Source organism: Enterobacter sp. Lyrl_3 (genome assembly GCF_051948675.1).
GTDB lineage: Bacteria > Pseudomonadota > Gammaproteobacteria > Enterobacterales > Enterobacteriaceae > Enterobacter > Enterobacter cloacae.
In genome coordinates, this window is record NZ_JAYJLI010000011.1 from 66,727 (window position 1) to 85,019 (window position 18,293).

The 18,293-nt window shown below is 56.8% G+C and carries 13 protein-coding genes; 6 read left to right on the plus strand and 7 right to left on the minus strand.

Going from position 1 to position 18,293, the window contains the following annotated elements:
• Positions 1-7: 7 nt before the first annotated feature.
• The gene (feoC, locus tag VF709_RS18095) at positions 8-247 is read left to right on the plus strand and encodes a [Fe-S]-dependent transcriptional repressor FeoC (RefSeq protein WP_013099093.1); all 240 of its coding nucleotides are present in this window, start codon (positions 8-10) and stop codon (positions 245-247) included.
• On the opposite strand, the gene bioH is transcribed toward feoC, so the two are convergent.
• On the minus strand, positions 219-1,001 hold the full coding sequence (gene bioH / locus VF709_RS18100) for a pimeloyl-ACP methyl ester esterase BioH (RefSeq protein ID WP_038981426.1): 783 nt from the start codon (positions 999-1,001) through the stop codon (positions 219-221). The two genes, feoC and bioH, sit on opposite strands and share 29 nt — an antisense overlap.
• A gap of 35 nt (positions 1,002-1,036) precedes the next feature.
• Here bioH and gntX point away from each other — a divergent pair, with 35 nt between their 5' ends.
• From gntX to gntT, 3 genes are all read left to right on the plus strand, one after another.
• Positions 1,037-1,720 (plus strand): DNA utilization protein GntX, encoded by a 684-nt coding sequence (gene gntX / locus VF709_RS18105; RefSeq protein WP_038420751.1) that lies wholly within the window; start codon positions 1,037-1,039, stop codon positions 1,718-1,720.
• Positions 1,721-1,781: 61 nt separating this feature from the next.
• Complete coding sequence (nfuA, locus tag VF709_RS18110; RefSeq protein WP_013099096.1) at positions 1,782-2,357, plus strand: Fe-S biogenesis protein NfuA; 576 nt, start codon at positions 1,782-1,784, stop codon at positions 2,355-2,357.
• Positions 2,358-2,746: 389 nt separating this feature from the next.
• Complete coding sequence (gene gntT / locus VF709_RS18115) at positions 2,747-4,063, plus strand: gluconate transporter (protein ID WP_013099097.1); 1,317 nt, start codon at positions 2,747-2,749, stop codon at positions 4,061-4,063.
• A 110-nt stretch (positions 4,064-4,173) separates the two neighbouring features.
• On the opposite strand, the gene malQ is transcribed toward gntT, so the two are convergent.
• The gene (gene malQ / locus VF709_RS18120; RefSeq protein ID WP_440232118.1) at positions 4,174-6,252 is read right to left on the minus strand and encodes a 4-alpha-glucanotransferase; all 2,079 of its coding nucleotides are present in this window, start codon (positions 6,250-6,252) and stop codon (positions 4,174-4,176) included.
• Between the two features lie 9 nt (positions 6,253-6,261).
• A complete protein-coding gene (gene malP, locus VF709_RS18125) occupies positions 6,262-8,655 on the minus strand; it encodes a maltodextrin phosphorylase (protein ID WP_149896856.1) in 2,394 nt (797 codons plus the stop codon).
• A 585-nt stretch (positions 8,656-9,240) separates the two neighbouring features.
• Between malP and malT the strand changes: the two genes are divergently transcribed.
• On the plus strand, positions 9,241-11,946 hold the full coding sequence (gene malT / locus VF709_RS18130) for an HTH-type transcriptional regulator MalT (RefSeq protein WP_149896855.1): 2,706 nt from the start codon (positions 9,241-9,243) through the stop codon (positions 11,944-11,946).
• 61 nt (positions 11,947-12,007) lie between these two features.
• Here the strand turns inward: malT and VF709_RS18135 are convergent, their stop codons facing one another.
• From VF709_RS18135 to glpE, 3 genes are read right to left on the minus strand one after another with little or no spacing between them, the layout of a single operon-like run.
• Entirely contained in the window at positions 12,008-12,766 is a 759-nt protein-coding gene (locus tag VF709_RS18135) for a DeoR/GlpR family transcriptional regulator (protein WP_013099103.1), read from the minus strand.
• Positions 12,767-12,782: 16 nt separating this feature from the next.
• Positions 12,783-13,613, minus strand: coding sequence for a rhomboid family intramembrane serine protease GlpG (gene glpG, locus VF709_RS18140; protein WP_013099104.1), 831 nt, complete (start codon positions 13,611-13,613; stop codon positions 12,783-12,785).
• A 47-nt stretch (positions 13,614-13,660) separates the two neighbouring features.
• Positions 13,661-13,993: a thiosulfate sulfurtransferase GlpE gene (gene glpE / locus VF709_RS18145; RefSeq protein WP_014833569.1), complete on the minus strand. Its 333-nt coding sequence runs from the start codon at positions 13,991-13,993 to the stop codon at positions 13,661-13,663.
• A 250-nt stretch (positions 13,994-14,243) separates the two neighbouring features.
• On the opposite strand from glpE, the gene glpD reads away from it, so the two are divergent.
• Positions 14,244-15,752 carry a glycerol-3-phosphate dehydrogenase gene (gene glpD, locus VF709_RS18150; protein WP_013099107.1) on the plus strand — a complete coding sequence of 503 codons (1,509 nt, stop codon included), beginning with the start codon at positions 14,244-14,246 and terminating at the stop codon, positions 15,750-15,752.
• 86 nt (positions 15,753-15,838) lie between these two features.
• Here the strand turns inward: glpD and glgP are convergent, their stop codons facing one another.
• Entirely contained in the window at positions 15,839-18,286 is a 2,448-nt protein-coding gene (gene glgP, locus VF709_RS18155; RefSeq protein ID WP_013099108.1) for a glycogen phosphorylase, read from the minus strand.
• Positions 18,287-18,293 lie beyond the last annotated feature (7 nt).

Sequence of the window (18,293 nt, forward strand, 5' to 3'; positions counted from 1 at the left end):
GGGAGCCATGGCATCGTTGATTCAGGTTCGTGATTTACTGGCGTTGCAGGGGCGTATGGAGGCAAAACAGCTGAGCCTCAGCCTGCATACGCCGCAGCCGATGATCGATGCCATGCTGGAAAGACTGGAAGCGATGGGGAAAGCCATACGTATTCAGGAAGAGCCGGACGGTTGTCTGTCCGGCAGTTGTAAACATTGCCCGGAAGGGAAAGCCTGTCTCAGGGAGTGGTGGGCACTTCGTGACTGAAGGCGATCAACGCTGAACAAAACTCGGCAGGATGCGAGATAAACGGCGCATGGGCCGCTTTGGCGATTGTCAGCGATTGACTCTCTGGCCACAGTTCATCCAGCAGTGGCACCACTTTGCGTGGAACCAGCCCATCCAGATAACCATAAATGCGCAGGTGCGGCACCGCCAGCGCGGTCATCGGCTCACGCAGGTCGACCGTTTTCAGTAATTCGAGTCCCCCGTTCAGCACCTCCACATCCGGCATCGGCAGCGACAGCACGGTTTGCTTCAGCAGACGGGCATCCTTACGGGCGCTCTCTGTCCCCATCGTCTGCAGGGCCAGGAAGCGTTCTACCGTTCGCTGGTAATCTTCGCTCAACTGCCGCTGGAAGTTGCTCAGTACGTCCGGCTTAATACCCGGCCACTCCTCCTGCGCACTGAAGTTCGGCGACGAGGCCACCGTTACCAGCGCCTGCACGCGTTCAGGGTTCGTTAATGCAACCTCACTTGCCACCAGCCCGCCCAGACTCCAGCCGAGCCAGATGGCCTGTTGCGGTGCGGCGGCCAGAACCTGCTGCGCCATTTCGTCAAGCGACATCGCCCCATAGCCCCGGCTGCGGCCAAAACCGGGTAAATCCACCAGATGCAGCGTGAAATGCGAGGCAAGTTCCTCATTTACGCAATGCCATACTTCCGCATTCAGTCCCCATCCGTGCAGCAGCACAAGATGGCGATTTCCCGTCCCTACGGTCTGCCACCACAGCGTCTTCATCAGTTACTGTTCTCTTTTTTACATGGAGGTTGTCTATGCTAACAGTGCCCGGCTTGTGCTGGCTATGTCGAATGCCACTTGCGCTGAGCGCGTGGGGAGTCTGTTCCGTCTGCACGCGTTCGCTGGCAAGCCGCATCACGACCTGCCCGCAGTGCGGTTTACCGGCGTACAGTCCACAGTTTCCCTGCGGTCGCTGCCTGAAAAAGCCACCACCGTGGAGCGCCCTGGTGGCGATCGATGATTACGTTCCACCGTTAAGCAGGCTTATCCACGCGCTGAAGTTTTCCGGCCAGATTGCGCTGGCTCGCCCTCTCGCCCGCCTGTTATTGCTGGCGGTGTTGCAGGCACGGCGCACGCGCGCGCTGCCGAAAGTGGATATGGTGCTGAATGTGCCCTTATACCGGCGCCGTCACTGGCGACGCGGCTACAACCAGAGCGACCTGCTCTGTCGCCCGCTCGCCCGGTGGCTCGGCTGTCAGTACCCAGCCGCTGCGCTGACGCGCCGCCATGCCACTGCCATTCAGCATCAGCTGAGCGCCCGGCTTCGCAAAAGGAACCTCAAAAACGCCTTTCGCCTTGAATTCGCCGTCAAAGGGCTCCATATCGCGATTGTGGATGATGTCGTCACCACAGGCAGTACCGTTGCTGAACTTTCCCGACTGCTTTTGCAAAGCGGCGCCGCGTCGGTTCAGGTATGGTGTCTGTGCCGTACCTTGTAGCCCTTCTCCAATGGGCGTATGATTATACCCAGGTAATTTAGTCAACTATTAGGCCAAAGCTATGATCCGTATTTCCGATTCTGCACAAGCGCACTTTGCCAAACTGCTGGCAAATCAGGAAGAAGGGACGCAGATCCGCGTGTTTGTGATCAATCCAGGCACTCCGAATGCAGAATGTGGTGTCTCCTATTGTCCGCCAGACGCGGTGGAAGCAACTGACACTGCCCTTAAATTTGACCAGCTCACGGCATATGTTGATGAGCTGAGCGCGCCGTATCTTGAAGATGCGGAGATCGACTTCGTCACCGACCAGCTGGGCTCGCAGCTGACGCTGAAAGCGCCAAACGCCAAAATGCGTAAAGTATCTGACGATGCCCCGCTGATGGAGCGCGTAGAGTATCTGCTGCAATCCCAGATCAACCCGCAGCTGGCCGGTCACGGTGGTCGCGTTTCCCTGATGGAAATCACCGACGAAGGCTACGCAATTCTGCAGTTTGGCGGCGGCTGTAACGGTTGTTCCATGGTCGATGTGACCCTGAAAGAAGGGATCGAGAAGCAGCTGCTGAACGAGTTCCCTGAACTGAAAGGCGTGCGTGACCTGACCGAACACCAGCGCGGCGAGCACTCTTACTACTGATTCATTGCCCGTCTGTATTGCCCGGTGGCGCTGCGCTTACCGGGCCTACAAAAATAGTGCGGTCTGATGCACTCACCCCGCCCCTCTCCCACGGGAGAGGGTGAAAACATTAAAAACGGTAACCTTGCGGTTACCGTTTTGCGTTTACCTCCATATGTTGACCTGCGTCTCATAATTTAAATTTTGCCCTCCAGGGTGATTCTCAATCACGTCATGTTACCCGTATCATTCTCATGGGCACTAAACACACTCATAACAGCCGACTAAACTAAATAGTTTCCAAGGTATCAGTATTAGTGCCGTTAACCACTCTGTTCCCAGTTGGGACAACCGGAACGTGTCGTTGAAACAATGACGTTACCCATAACAATTCAAAGGCCAGGTAAATCATGCCATTAGTCATCGTTGCTATCGGTGTTGTGTTATTACTGCTCTTGATGATCCGTTTCAAAATGAACGGGTTTATCGCTCTGGTTCTGGTGGCACTTGCAGTCGGTCTGATGCAAGGGATGCCGCTGGTCAAAGTTATTAGCTCCATTAAAGCGGGTGTCGGCGGTACGCTCGGCAGCCTGGCGTTGATCATGGGCTTTGGCGCCATGCTCGGCAAAATGCTGGCGGACTGCGGTGGTGCACAGCGTATTGCCACCACGCTTATCGACAAATTTGGTAAGAAGAACATCCAGTGGGCAGTTGTGTTAACCGGTTTTACCGTCGGTTTCGCACTGTTCTATGAAGTGGGCTTCGTGCTGATGCTGCCGCTGGTCTTCACCATTGCGGCGGCGGCGAGCATTCCGCTGCTGTATGTCGGTGTGCCAATGGCAGCAGCGCTGTCCGTGACGCACGGCTTCCTGCCACCGCACCCGGGCCCAACCGCTATCGCCACCATTTTCCACGCCGATATGGGTAAAACCCTGCTGTTCGGTACGATTCTGGCCATCCCAACCGTGATTCTGGCAGGCCCTGTTTATGCCCGCTTCCTGAAAGGCATTGATAAGCCGATTCCGGAAGGTCTGTACAGCGCGAAAACCTTCACCGAAGAAGAAATGCCTGGCTTTGGCGTCAGCGTCTGGACCTCTCTGGTTCCGGTGATCCTGATGGCGATGCGCGCCGTGGCAGAGATGGTTCTGCCGAAAGGTCACGCGTTCCTGTCCGTTGCTGAGTTCCTCGGCGACCCGGTGATGGCCACGCTGATTGCTGTGTTGATCGCGATGTTCACCTTCGGCCTGAACCGCGGTCGTTCCATGGATCAGATCAACGACACGCTGACCTCTTCCATCAAAATCATTGCCATGATGCTGTTGATCATCGGCGGTGGCGGTGCGTTCAAGCAGGTTCTGGTCGATAGCGGTGTGGATAAATACATCGCGGCCATGATGCATGAAACCAACGTGTCGCCGCTTCTGATGGCCTGGTCTATCGCCGCAGTTCTGCGTATCGCGCTGGGTTCTGCAACCGTTGCGGCAATCACCGCGGGCGGTATCGTTGCGCCACTGATTGCCACCACGGGCGTCAGCCCTGAGCTGATGGTTATTGCCGTCGGTTCCGGTAGCGTGATTTTCTCACACGTGAACGATCCGGGCTTCTGGCTGTTCAAGGAGTACTTCAACCTGACTATCGGTGAAACCATCAAGTCCTGGTCCGCGCTGGAAACCATTATTTCGGTGTGCGGTCTGGTCGGGGTGCTGCTGTTGAATATGGTGGTCTGATGCCATAAGTCGGGTGGCGGCTTCGCCTTACCCGACCTACTCGCTCCATGTAGGCCCGGTAAGCGTAGCGCCACCGGGCAATAAAAAACCCGCCACTGGCGGGTTTTTTATCACTTCTTCGCGACTGCTTTTCGCCGCTTATCCAAATCCTTAATCAGCCTGTTCACCCCGTCATCAGCAAACATCGTCTCAAGCGTGGTGGATAACTTGCGGCGCCAGTTCTTGTACTGATAGCTGGTGCCCGGGATGTTCACCGGCTCCGCCATATCAATCCAGTCTTCCGGCTGCAGGCCCAGCAGGGCGCTGTTGCTGTCGGCAATGTAGCGCTGCAATCCGCGGTTGAGCGTCGGCGTCATCGACATCAGCGACGCTTTATGCCCGGCGCGTTTCGGCAGACAGCCGTGCTTATGCAGTGCATCCAGCAGACCCTGCTTCGCCAGCTCGCGATCCTGATACAGGCCGCGAAGGACATCTTCATCCGGATAGAGACCCAGGGTTTTACCGAGCGTCAGATCGCCGCTTTCCCAATAGCCACGAAGCGTAGGAAGGTCATGCGTCGTCGCGACTGCCATTGACTGTTCAGGGTACGCTTGCGGCGCGCGGAAGGTTTTCTCATGGTCGTTTTCAAAATAGAGCACTTTATAGGAGTAAACGCCGCTGTCGCGAAGCTTACTGACGATTTTTACCGGCACGGTACCGAGATCTTCGCCGATCACCATGCACTGATGGCGCTTGCTTTCCAGCGCCAGGATCGACAGCAGATCGTCAACCGGATACTGAACATACGCCCCGTGATCGGCCGTCTCACCGTAGGGGATCCACCACAGGCGCAGCACCGACATCACGTGGTCGATACGCAGCGCGCCGCAGTTCTGCATGTTGGCGCGCAGCAGGTCGATAAACGGCTCGTAGGCACGCGCCGCCATCACGTGCGGATCCATCGGCGGCAGGCCCCAGTTCTGGCCGAGCGGGCCCAGAATATCCGGTGGTGCGCCTACGGAGGCCTTCAGGCAGTACAGCTCACGGTCACACCAGGTTTCCGCCCCGCCTTCTGCCACGCCAACGGCCAGGTCGCGATACAGACCGATCGGCATCTTATAGCCCTGGCTCACCTGCCAGCAGTCGGCAAACTGGCTGTACGCCAGCCACTGCAGCCACAGGTAGAAGTCCACTTCATCGGCGTATTTTTTACAGAACGCTTTGACTTCAGGCGTGTCGACGGATTGATACGCCTCCGGCCAGACCGGCCAGCCCCAGCGCATTTCGTCCTCTTTCACCTGATACGCATGCAGCGCATCGAACGCCGCCTGCCAGTAGAGGCTCTCGCCCTCCTGCGCCACAAACTGACGGAAGGCGGCCATCTCCTCGTCATCACGCTGAGAAAAGCCTTTCCAAGCCAGACGCAGGGCAGCCATCTTCAGCGCCGTCACGGTGGAATAGTCCACCCAGTCTGCTTCGCGCGCCTGCTTCAGCGCCTGCTGAGTGGTGCTAAGTGCCCACCACGCCTGCGCTTCCGGGCTGTTTTTGAAATCGTCTAACGCATTCACGTCGATGTAAATCACGTTCAGCCAGCGACGGGACGACGGGCTGTACGGGCTGGCACTCTCCGGGTTAGCCGGATAGAGGGCGTGGATCGGGTTGAGGCCGATAAACGCGCCGCCGCGCTCCCCCACCGATGCCAGCATCTTTTTCAGGTCACCAAAATCGCCGATGCCCCAGTTGCTGTCAGAGCGCAGGGTGTAGAGTTGCACGCAGGCCCCCCACAGCTTTTTGCCTTCGAGCAACGCCTGCGGCTCATAACAACGTTTTGGCGCCACGATCAACCGGCAGTGAAAGCGCAGCTCGTCCTGGGTGAGCGTTAGGGTGTGGTAACCCTCCGGCAGCTTCGCCGGAAGGGTGAGTGCTTTGCCGCCGGTGGCGTGGCCCTTGTGCTGATGTCCCTCTTCGGTGGTCAGCAGCCAGGTAAACTCGCCGCGTCCTTCCACCGCCAGCGACATCTTTTTGCCCGCGGTGAAGACTTTAACGTTCGGTACCGGCGTGGCCGACGCTTTCGCGTCGGTTTTGTGCATGGCATCCAGCAAACGTCTTTTGGTGTCGGCGCCAATAGACTGTGGTTTGCCGTGAGCATTAATGTAACTGAGGCTGATCCCCGCCGCCTGCGCGGCACTGTCCAGACGTTTACTCTCCATCGCGCTTCCTTAGCGTTTTGCCTGCCAGATACGAGTCTGATAATCCCGGATTGAACGGTCAGAGCTGAACATTCCGCAGCGGGCGGTGTTCAGAATGCACGCCCGGGTCCACGCTTCCTGGTCACGGTACAACACGTCGACCTGTTTTTGCGCTTCCACGTAGGCCGTGAAGTCCGCCATCACCAGATACGGGTCGCCACCGTGTTTGTCCATGCTGTGCAGCATCTGGTCAAACGCGTGCTTATCGCCATCGCTGTATTTACCGCTTTCCAGCTCTTTCAGCACCGCATCCAGCACTTTGTCCTTCTTACGCCATTTCACCGGATCGTAGCCTTTGGCCTTGAGGGCTTTCACTTCTTCAACCGTATGACCAAAGATAAAGATGTTCTCTTCTCCGACCTTCTCGGCAATCTCTACGTTCGCACCGTCTAGCGTACCAACAGTCAGCGCGCCGTTCAGCGCCAGCTTCATGTTGCCCGTACCGGACGCTTCTTTACCCGCGGTCGAGATCTGCTCGGAGATATCCGCCGCCGGGATCAGCATCTCTGCGGCAGAGACGCAGTAGTCCGGCAAGAACACCACTTTCAGCTTGTCGCCCACTTTCGGATCGTTGTTGATAGCCTCCGCCACTTTATTGATGGCGAGGATAATGTTTTTCGCCAGGTAGTAGCCCGGTGCCGCTTTCGCGCCGAACAGGAACACGCGCGGCACGCGGTCAGCCTGCGGGTTCTCGCGGATCTCTTTGTACAGCGCGAGGATATGCAGCAGGTTCAGGTGCTGACGTTTATATTCGTGCAGACGCTTAATCTGGATGTCGAAAATGGCGTTCGGGTTAATCTCGATCCCGGTACGCGCTTTCACAAACGCCGCCAGACGCACTTTGTTATCCCGCTTGATGGCGCGGTATTGTTCGCGGAACTTCGCGTCGTCCGCGTATTTTTCCAGGTTGATCAGCTGGTCCAGATCGTTGGCCCACTCTTTCTTCAGCGTTTTGTCCAGCAGACCGGCCAGCAGCGGGTTGCACTGTTTGATCCAGCGACGCGGCGTGATGCCGTTAGTTACGTTATGGAATTTGGTCGGCCACAGCTGGTGATATTCCGGGAACAGGTCTTTCACCACCAGATCCGAGTGCAGCGCCGCCACACCGTTCACCGCAAAGCCGCTCACCACGCACATATTTGCCATGCGCACCTGTTTGTCATGCACCACGGCCAGCTTCGCCCAGACCGCTTTGTTGCCCGGCCAGGTTTTATCCACCAGCGTTTTAAACTGGTCGTTAATCTTGTTGATGATCTGCATATGGCGCGGCAGCAGCGTTTTCACCAGCTTCTCGTCCCAGCACTCCAGCGCTTCTGGCATCAGGGTGTGGTTGGTGTAAGCAAAGGTGCGGCTGGTGATCGCCCAGGCATCATCCCAGCTCAGCTGGTGCTCGTCGATCAGCACACGCAGCAGTTCAGGAATAGCGATGGTCGGGTGCGTGTCGTTAAGTTGAATCACTTCAAAGTCAGGCAGCTGTGCCAGCTTGCGGCCCGCCAGGTGGTGACGACGCAGAATATCCGCCACGGAGCAGGCGCACTGGAAGTACTGCTGCATCAGACGCAGTTTCTTGCCCGCCAGATGGTTGTCGTTCGGGTAGAGCACTTTGGTCAGCTTCTCGGCGTCGATGCCCTGCTGTTCAGCACGCAGGAAATCGCCGTCGTTAAATTTGGTCAGGTTAAACGGATGCGCATGCTTCGCCTGCCACAGACGCAGCGGTTGCGCCACGCCGTTACGGTAACCCAGCACCGGCAGGTCCCAGGCTTCGCCGATAAACGTAAATGCCGGTTCCCAGAGACCCTGTTTTGATACTTTACCGCCAATGTTCACCTGCACATCCAGCTGCGCGTTGTGGCGGAACCACGGGTAGGTGTTACGGTGCCAGTCGTCCGGCGCTTCCATCTGATGCCCGTCTGCAAATGACTGACGGAACAGACCGTATTGATAGTTCAGGCCGTAACCAATGGCCGACTGCCCAACCGTTGCCATCGAATCGAGGAAACAGGCCGCCAGACGTCCCAGACCACCGTTGCCCAGCGCCGGGTCAATCTCTTCTTCCAGCAGGTCGGTCAGGTTAATGTCGTGTTCTTTCAGCACATCCCCAATCTCCTGATACCAGCCGAGGTTCAGCAGGTTGTTGCCGGTCAGACGACCGATCAGGAATTCCATCGAGATATAGTTGACGTGGCGCTGGCCTTTTACCGGTTTTGCCAGAGGTTGAGCATCCAGCTGCTCTGCGAGCGCACCGCTCACCGCCTGCCACCACTGGTGAGGCGTCATCTCGTTTGCAGCATGAAGGCCAAAACGCTGCCACTGACGCGTCAGGGCAGCCTGGAATTGAGCTTTGTTGAAGGTAGGCTGTGACATAGGGGATCGGCATCCTTTAGAAAGAAAACACAAGTTGGCGCTAGTGTGCCTGGCTCATTTCTCCTCTTCCTCCTCCCGCAGGGGATTAGGCAGGGAGGAGTAGCGGGGATGAGCATAAAAGTGTGATCGAGGCCACTCTGAGAGCATAGTCGGAGTGTGTCAGGAAGATAAAAAGATAACCGGGAAGCGTGTCAGGAAAATGAAATGCAGTTTCGGGTGAAATTAAAACGCGCTGAAATGATTACTTACGTAGAATAATATTTCCGCAACCGGGTCAGAACGAAGAAGATTATTAATTTCACTAAACTTTACCCCGCGTTTATTAAATTTGACGTCACTATACCTTTCTGAAACCAGTTTCAGCGCAGCCGCAGCACAGCCATACAAGCCAGCATTGACGCGGCATCACAGCCCTTTCCAGAAAGTTCCATCATCTGTCTGAATGTTTTGTGACAGAGTGCAAATTCAGAGCCACCAAAACCAGACATAACTTGCAATAGTTCTCTTTCTGGCCGACCTTATATCTATTAATTACGAAGCGCAAAAAAAATAAATTCTCTCGTTCCCCACAGTGAAGTGAAACCTATGTTGATTCCGTCTAAATTAAGTCGCCCGGTTCGTCTTGACCATACAGTGGTCCGCGAGCGTCTGTTGGCTAAACTTTCCGGCGCGCATAATTTCCGACTGGCGCTGGTTACGAGCCCTGCAGGTTATGGAAAAACAACGCTCATTTCGCAATGGGCCGCAGGTAAAAGCGATCTTGGCTGGTACTCCCTTGATGAGGGCGATAACCAGCAAGAACGTTTTGCCAGCTATCTGATTGCCGCCATTCAGCAGGCCACCAACGGGCACTGCGTGGCCAGCGAAGTGATGGTGCAAAAGCGCCAGTACGCCAGCCTGTCCTCCCTTTTCTCTCAGCTGTTTATTGAACTGGCCGAGTGGCACCGCCCGCTTTACGTGGTCATTGATGATTATCATATGATCACTAACCCGGTGATCCATGAGTCCATGCGCTTCTTCCTGCGCCATCAGCCGGAAAACCTGACCCTGGTGGTGCTGTCGCGTAACCTGCCGCAGTTGGGCATTGCCAACCTGCGCGTGCGCGATCAACTGCTGGAAGTGGGTAGCCAACAGCTGGCCTTTACCCATCAGGAAGCCAAACAGTTCTTTGACTGCCGCCTGAACTCACCGATTGAGGCCGCTGAAAGCAGCCGCCTGTGCGACGATGTCGCCGGTTGGGCGACAGCGCTGCAGCTGATTGCCCTCTCCGCCCGGCAAAACAACAGCCCGACGCATCAGTCCGCGCGTCGCCTGGCGGGGATCAACGCCAGCCATCTTTCCGATTACCTGGTGGATGAGGTGCTGAACAGCGTCGATCCTTCGACCCGCCATTTCCTGCTGAAGAGCTCCCTGCTGCGTTCCATGAACGACGCGTTGATTGTGCGCGTGACCGGCTGCGAAAACGGTCAGCTGCAGCTTGAAGAGATTGAACGCCAGGGGCTGTTCCTGACGCGGATGGACGATCCCGGTGAATGGTTCAGCTATCACCCGCTGTTTGGCAGTTTCCTGCGCCAGCGTTGCCAGTGGGAGCTGGCGACTGAATTGCCGGACATCCACCGGGCTGCCGCTGAGAGCTGGATGGCGCAAGGCTTCCCGAGCGAGGCTATCCATCATGCGCTCGCCGCCGGTGATGCCGGCATGCTGCGCGATATCCTCCTCAACCACGCGTGGGGGTTGTTTAACCACAGCGAACTGACGCTGCTGGAAGAGTCGCTGAAAGCGCTGCCGTGGGAGAGCCTGCTGGAGAACCCGCGTCTGGTGCTGCTGCAGGCCTGGCTGATGCAGAGCCAGCACCGCTACAGCGAAGTGAATACCCTGCTGGCGCGTGCCGAGCAGGAGATGGAAAGCGATATGGATACCACCCTGCACGGCGAATTTAACGCCTTGCGGGCCCAGGTAGCGATCAACGATGGCGATCCGGAAGAAGCAGAGCGGCTGGCAATGGTCGCGCTGGATGAGCTGCCGCTGGCCAATTTCTACAGCCGCATTGTGGCGACGTCGGTACACGGCGAGGTACTGCACTGCAAGGGTGAGCTGACGCGCTCCCTGTCGCTGATGCAACAGACCGAACAGATGGCCCGCCGTCATGATGTCTGGCATTACGCGCTGTGGAGCCTGATCCAGCAAAGCGAAATTTTATTTGCTCAGGGGTTCCTGCAGGCGGCCTGGGAGAATCAGGAAAAGGCGTTTCAGCTGATTCGCGAACAGCATCTTGAACAGCTGCCAATGCACGAGTTCCTGTTGCGTATTCGCGCCCAGCTTCTGTGGGCGTGGTCACGCCTGGATGAAGCAGAGAGCTGTGCCCGTCAGGGCGTAGAGGTGCTTTCCGGCTTCCAGCCGCAGCAGCAACTGCAGTGCCTGGCCCTGCTGGTGCAATGCTCGCTGGCGCGTGGGGATCTGGATAATGCCCGCAACCACCTGAACCGTCTGGAGAACCTGCTCGGCAATGGTCAGTATCACAGCGACTGGGTTTCGAACGCCGATAAGGTGCGGGTGATTTACTGGCAGATGACGGGTGATAAGAAATCCGCCGCCAACTGGCTGCGCCAGACGCCAAAACCTGAATTTGCAAATAACCACTTCCTGCAAAGTCAGTGGCGAAACATTGCCCGCGCGCAGATCCTGCTCGGTGAGTTTGAACCGGCTGAGATTGTGCTGGAAGAGCTGAACGAGAACGCCCGCAGCCTGCGTCTGATGAGCGATCTCAACCGTAACCTGCTGCTGCTTAACCAGCTCTACTGGCAGGCCGGGCGTAAAAATGATGCCCAGCGCGTACTGCTGGAGGCGTTGCAGCTGGCGAACCGTACCGGGTTTATCAGTCACTTTGTGATTGAGGGCGAAGTGATGGCTCAGCAGCTGCGTCAGCTTATTCAGCTCAACACGCTGCCGGAGCTGGATCAGCACCGTGCCCAGCGCATCCTGCGCGAGATTAACCAGCACCATCGCCACAAGTTTGCCCACTTCGACGAGAACTTCGTTGAACGCCTGCTGAACCATCCGGAAGTACCTGAACTTATTCGCACCAGCCCGCTGACGCAGCGCGAATGGCAGGTGCTGGGGCTTATCTATTCAGGCTACAGCAATGAGCAGATTGCCGGTGAGCTGGCGGTGGCGGCAACCACCATCAAAACGCATATCCGCAATCTGTATCAGAAGCTGGGCGTGGCGCACCGTCAGGATGCGGTGCAGCATGCGCAGCAGTTGTTGAAGATGATGGGGTATGGGGTGTAGGTTTGTGCGGGCTGATGCCCTCACCCCGGCCCTCTCCCCGTGGGAGAGGGAGAATGGCTTCTCAACATAACTCTAACTGCACATTATTATCTTTAATCACCTGCATCACGCCCGCCGGTGGCATCACATCGGTATAAACCGCATTTACCATGCTGATGCTGCCCATGTTGACCATCGCGTTACGGCCAAATTTGGAGTGGTCCACCACCAGCATCACGTGACGTGAGTTTTCAATGATCGCGCGCTTGGTGCGCACCTCGTGATAATCAAATTCCAGCAGTGAGCCGTCGCTGTCGATGCCGCTGATCCCCAGAATGCCGAAGTCGAGACGGAACTGAGAGATAAAATCGAGCGTCGCTTCACCAATGATGCCGCCGTCGCGGCTGCGCAGTTCGCCCCCGGCGAGGATGATGCGGAAATCATCTTTCTGCATCAGGGTATTGGCCACGTTCAGGTTGTTGGTCACGATGCGCAGGTTTTCGTGATCCAGCAGCGCATGGGCGACCGCTTCAGGCGTGGTGCCGATATCAATAAACAGCGTCGCCCCGTTGGGGATTTGGCTCGCCACTTTACGGGCAATGCGCTCTTTCTCTGCCGTCTGCGTGGCTTTGCGGTCATGCCACGAGGTGTTAACCGAACTGGACGGCAGCGCCGCCCCGCCGTGATGGCGCAAAATACGGTTTTGATCGGCAAGATCGTTCAGGTCGCGGCGGATGGTTTGTGGGCTGACGGCAAACTGTTCCACCAGCTCTTCGGTGCTGACGTATCCCTGTTTTTTTACCAGTTCGATAATGGCGTCATGACGTTGTGTTTGTTTCATGAAATATCCCTGGGAATTATGTTCGTTTTCGCGCATGGAGCGTGTCGGCAAACGCCATTGCCAGCCCGACGGCCAGCCCGGTGACGTGTGCACCATTGGCGATAGACATACCAAACAGATCAAACCATCCGGCAATTAGCCATATTAACGCAAAGGTTATTAATCCGCGCTGCAGATAGATGCCACTTTCGGGGTCGCGCTCGCCTCTGAGCCAGACATAGCCCATCAGGGCATACACCACGCCGGATAAACCACCGAACCACGGGCCGCTGAATTTATGCTGCACATAGCCGCTCAGCAGGGCGCTGATAAGGGTGATAACAATCAGCTTGCCGCTGCCCAGACGCTTCTCCACCGCGCCACCGAGATACCACCACCACAGCAGGTTAAAGAGAATATGCATCACCGAGAAGTGCATCAGCGCGTGGGTGAAATAGCGCCAGACGTCAAAATCGAGAGACGGGTCGTACGGCCACGCAAGCGCGATCATCACGCTCTGGTCACCCACCACGTTCATAATGATGAAGACGATAATGCAGGCAGCCATCAGCAGCAGCGTAAACGGACCTGCGCGCTCGCGAATGGTGGCAAGGAAGGGGAAGCGCCGATAGTGCAGTCCGCTCCCCGTCTGCCCCGACTGCCAGCTCGCGGCCAGATAGCGAGGGTCGCCGGGATTCTCAAGAAAGCGGGCCAGTTCCGCATTCACGCGATCGGCCTGGCTTTCATCCGCCAGCCAGACATCGGTTTTCGTGTGCTGCTGAACGGTCAGGATGATGCCCTGGGTTGCCATATAGTCGACAAACGCCTGGGCGACGCGCGGATTGGTAAAAGAGGTGATCATCAACATGGGCGGCGGTCGCTTATTTCCACACAAAAGGGGACAGTATAGCGGGATCAGCGCTCAAAAGCGTATTCCACTTCTGCCGGGAAATGACGATGCCAGGCATCGAAACCGCCGTCGACGCTGTAGACCGCATCATAGCCCTGCTGAATAAGGTACTGCGCCGCACCTTTGCTGCTGTTGCCGTGATAGCACATCACCATCACCGGCGTATCGAAGTCGTTATCGCGCATAAACGCGCCCAGCGTATCGTTGGTGAGGTGGAACGCACCCGGGGTGTGGCCCATCGCAAAACTCTGCGGATCGCGGATATCCACCAGCACCGCCGTTCCCTGGTGCATCTTCTGGTGGGCTTCTTCTACGTTAATACATTCAAACTGATCCATGGTGTTCTCTTTCTGTTGTTCAGGTTGGGTGCGCTCTGATGCCCTCACCCCAGCCCTCTCCCACGGGGAGAGGGAGAAAAGTTAGTCGCACTATTTTACCCCGTAGTGTACGTCCTGGCGGCGGGTAAACGCCATTATGTTATCCATATCACTCTAAATTGTTTTTTTGATGTTACCAAAAGCGCGTTCCTTTGCTATTATGAGCGATATCGAACATTTCTGAGCTTTAACGAAAGTGCGTGAGGGTGTTATGGAAACCAAAGATCTGATTGTGATAGGCGGTGGCATCAACGGTGCCGGTATTGCGGCAGACGCCGCAGGACGCGGATTATCCGTACTGATGCTGGAAGCTAACGACCTCGCCTGCGCGACGTCGTCCGCCAGCTCCAAACTGATTCACGGTGGCCTGCGCTACCTGGAACACTATGAATTCCGTCTGGTCAGTGAAGCGCTGGCCGAACGTGAAGTGCTGCTGAAGATGGCACCGCACCTGGCCATCCCGATGCGCTTCCGCCTGCCCCATCGCCCGCATCTGCGTCCGGCGTGGATGATTCGAATCGGTCTGTTTATGTACGATCATCTGGGTAAACGCACCAGCCTGCCGGGTTCAAACGGTTTGCGTTTTGGCTCAGAATCGGTCCTTAAGCCTGAAATCGTGCGCGGTTTCGAATATTCCGACTGCTGGGTGGACGATGCGCGTCTGGTGCTGGCTAACGCACAGATGGTTGAGAAGAAAGGCGGCGAAGTGAAAACCCGCACCCGCGCCACCGCTGCGCGCCGTGAAAACGGCCTGTGGATCGTCGAAGCGGAAGACGTAGATACCGGCGAGAAGTTCAGCTGGAAAGCGCGCGGTCTGGTGAACGCCACCGGCCCATGGGTGAAACAGTTCTTCGACGAGGGGATGCATCTGCCATCTCCGTACGGTATCCGCCTGATCAAAGGCAGCCACATTGTGGTACCACGCGTGCACACCCAGAAGCAGGCCTACATTCTGCAGAACGAAGACAAGCGCATTGTGTTTGTGATCCCGTGGATGGACGAATTCTCCATCATCGGCACCACCGACGTGGAGTACAAAGGCGATCCGAAAAACGTCGAGATCGACGAGAGCGAAGTGAACTACCTGCTGAAGGTGTATAACGCGCACTTCAAGAAACAGCTGTCCCGCGATGACGTGGTCTGGACTTACTCCGGCGTGCGTCCGCTGTGCGATGACGAATCTGACTCACCGCAGGCGATTACCCGCGACTATACGCTCGATATTCACGACGTGGACGGTCAGGCACCGCTGCTCTCCGTGTTTGGCGGCAAGCTCACCACCTACCGTAAGCTGGCCGAGCACGCGCTGGAAAAACTGGCGCCGTACTACAAAGGCATTGGCCCGGCATGGACCAAAGGCGCGGTACTGCCTGGCGGTGATATCGGCGACAACCGCGATGATTACGCCGCGAAGCTGCGTCGTCGCTATCCATTCATCACGGAAGGCATGGCGCGCCACTATGCCCGTACCTACGGCAGCAACACGGAATTGATCCTGGGTGACGCGAAAGAGATTACCGACCTGGGCGAACATTTTGGCCACGAGCTGTATGAAGCCGAACTGCGCTATCTGGTGGAACATGAGTGGGTTCGCCGTCTGGATGATGCCATCTGGCGTCGTACCAAAGAGGGTATGTGGCTGAATGCCGAACAGCAGTCGCGTGTGGCGCAGTGGTTGCTGCAGCATGCGGGGAAGCGTGAGCTGTCGTTGGCGTCGTGATGTAAAAAAGCCGGGTGGCGGCTCCGCTTTACCCGGCCTACTCGATCCCGTAGGCCCGGTAAGCGCAGCGCCACCGGGCTTTGTTTTTACAACCGCACCGGATCAATATGCCAGATATTCTCGGCATACTCCTTAATGGTCCTGTCGGACGAGAAATACCCCATATTGGCGATGTTATGCATCGCGACGCAGGTCCACTTCTCCTGCTGACGATAAAGCTCGTCCACCCTGTCCTGACAATCCACGTAGCTGCGGTAATCCGCCAGCACCTGATAGTGGTCGCCAAAGTTAATCAGCGAATCCACCAGGTCCCGATAGCGCCCTGGCTCGTCTGGGCTAAACACCCCGGTGGCGATTTGCGTCAGCACCTGACGTAGCTCCTCATCCTCTTCGTAATACTCACGCGGCGAGTAGCCTTTCTTGCGCAGCGCCTCCACCTCTTCCGTGGTATTTCCGAAGATAAAGATATTTTCCGCCCCCACGTGCTCCAGCATTTCGACATTGGCCCCGTCCAGCGTGCCGATGGTCAGCGCGCCGTTAAGGGCAAACTTCATGTTACTGGTGCCGGACGCTTCCGTCCCGGCGGTGGAGATCTGCTCAGAGAGATCGGCCGCCGGAATGATCAGCTGCGCCAGGCTGACGCTGTAGTTAGGAACAAAGACCACCTTCAGCTTGTCGCCGATATCCGGATCGTTGTTGACCACCTTCGCCACATCGTTGATGAGGTGAATGATGTGCTTCGCCATGTAGTAAGCGGATGCCGCCTTACCGGCAAAGATCTTCACACGCGGCACCCACTCCGCCGTCGGATCGGCCTTGATGCGGTTATAGTGGGTGATCACATGCAGCACGTTCATCAGCTGGCGCTTGTACTCATGAATACGCTTGATCTGCACGTCGAACAGCGCTTTCGGGTTCGCCACCACGTTCAGATGCAACGCCAGCCAGACTGACAGACGTTTCTTGTTCAGCAGCTTGGCTTCTCGTACGGCTTTGTTCACCGCCGGAAAATCAATGTGCTGTTCAAGCTCGCTCAGCTGGCTGAGATCGGTTCGCCAGGTGCGGCCAATGTGCTCATCCAGCACCTCAGAAAGCGGCTGGTTTGCCAGCGCCAGCCAGCGACGCGGCGTGACGCCATTGGTCACGTTGCAGAAACGCGTCGGGAAGATCTTCGCAAAGTCCGCAAACAGCGACTGCACCATCAGGTTCGAGTGCAGCTCTGAAACCCCGTTCACCTTGTGGCTGATCACCACCGCCAGCCAGGCCATACGTACGCGACGACCGTTCGATTCATCGATGATAGAAGCGCGACTCAGCAGGCCGGTATCGTTCGGATACTGCTCCTGCAACGTCTTGAGGAAGTAGTCGTTAATTTCAAAGATGATCTGCAGATGGCGCGGCAAAATTTTGCCGAGCATATCCACCGGCCAGGTTTCCAGCGCTTCGCTCATCAGCGTGTGGTTAGTGTAAGAGAAGACCTGACAGGTCACCTCAAACGCGTCATCCCAGCTGAACTTATGCTCATCGATAAGCAGACGCATCAGCTCCGGAATCGACAGCACCGGATGGGTATCGTTGAGGTGAATGGCGGTTTTTTCCGCCAGATTGGCGTAGGTCTTGTGCAGCTGATAGTGACGGCTGAGGATATCCTGAATCGTCGCGGAGACGAGGAAATACTCCTGACGCAGGCGCAACTCGCGCCCGGAATAGGTCGAGTCGTCCGGGTAGAGCACGCGGGAGACGTTCTCGGAGTGGTTTTTATCTTCCACCGCCGCGAAGTAGTCGCCCTGGTTAAATTTACCCAGGTTAATCTCGCTACTGGCCTGCGCGTTCCACAGACGCAGCGTATTGGTCGCATCGGTATCGTAGCCCGGGACAATCTGGTCATAGGCGACGGCAAGGATCTCTTCGGTTTCCACCCAGCGGGACTTTTTCCCTTCCTGCTGAATACGTCCGCCAAACCGCACCTTATAGCGCGTATTGTGACGTTTAAACTCCCACGGGTTACCGTATTCCAGCCAGTAGTCCGGGGACTCTTTCTGACGTCCGTCCACGATGTTCTGCTTGAACATCCCGTAGTCGTAGCGAATGCCGTAGCCACGCCCCGGCAGGGCCAGCGTCGCCAGCGAGTCGAGGAAGCAGGCGGCAAGTCGCCCCAGGCCACCGTTACCGAGCCCCGGGTCGTTCTCTTCGTCAATCAGCTCTTCTAAGTCCAGCCCCATCTCTTCCAGCGCGGTTTTAACGTCATCGTAAATACCGAGCGATAACAGCGCGTTAGAGAGGGTGCGGCCAATCAAAAATTCCATCGACAGGTAGTAAACCTGACGTGTTTCCTGCGACAGCTGGGCGCGGTTGGAGCGCAGCCAGCGTTCAACCATGCGGTCACGCACCGCAAACAGGGTGGCGTTGAGCCACTCGTGTTTGTTGGCGATGACCGGATCTTTCCCGATGGTAAACATCAGCTTATAGGCGATAGAGTGCTTCAACGCCTCAACGCTGAGCGTGGGGGAAGAGTAGCTAAAAGGAGCGTTCATATCAGTA

Bases quoted from the DNA above. Each gene is read 5' to 3' on its own strand.
- gntT (WP_013099097.1), top strand. From the start codon at position 2,747: ATGCCATTAGTCATCGTTGCTATCGGTGTTGTGTTATTACTGCTCTTG.
- malP (WP_149896856.1), bottom strand. From the start codon at position 8,655: ATGTCACAGCCTACCTTCAACAAAGCTCAATTCCAGGCTGCCCTGACG.
- feoC (WP_013099093.1), top strand. From the start codon at position 8: ATGGCATCGTTGATTCAGGTTCGTGATTTACTGGCGTTGCAGGGGCGT.
- gntX (WP_038420751.1), top strand. From the start codon at position 1,037: ATGCTAACAGTGCCCGGCTTGTGCTGGCTATGTCGAATGCCACTTGCG.
- nfuA (WP_013099096.1), top strand. From the start codon at position 1,782: ATGATCCGTATTTCCGATTCTGCACAAGCGCACTTTGCCAAACTGCTG.
- malQ (WP_440232118.1), bottom strand. From the start codon at position 6,252: ATGGAGAGTAAACGTCTGGACAGTGCCGCGCAGGCGGCGGGGATCAGC.
- VF709_RS18135 (WP_013099103.1), bottom strand. From the start codon at position 12,766: ATGAAACAAACACAACGTCATGACGCCATTATCGAACTGGTAAAAAAA.
- malT (WP_149896855.1), top strand. From the start codon at position 9,241: ATGTTGATTCCGTCTAAATTAAGTCGCCCGGTTCGTCTTGACCATACA.
- glpG (WP_013099104.1), bottom strand. From the start codon at position 13,613: ATGTTGATGATCACCTCTTTTACCAATCCGCGCGTCGCCCAGGCGTTT.
- glpE (WP_014833569.1), bottom strand. From the start codon at position 13,993: ATGGATCAGTTTGAATGTATTAACGTAGAAGAAGCCCACCAGAAGATG.
- glgP (WP_013099108.1), bottom strand. From the start codon at position 18,286: ATGAACGCTCCTTTTAGCTACTCTTCCCCCACGCTCAGCGTTGAGGCG.
- bioH (WP_038981426.1), bottom strand. From the start codon at position 1,001: ATGAAGACGCTGTGGTGGCAGACCGTAGGGACGGGAAATCGCCATCTT.
- glpD (WP_013099107.1), top strand. From the start codon at position 14,244: ATGGAAACCAAAGATCTGATTGTGATAGGCGGTGGCATCAACGGTGCC.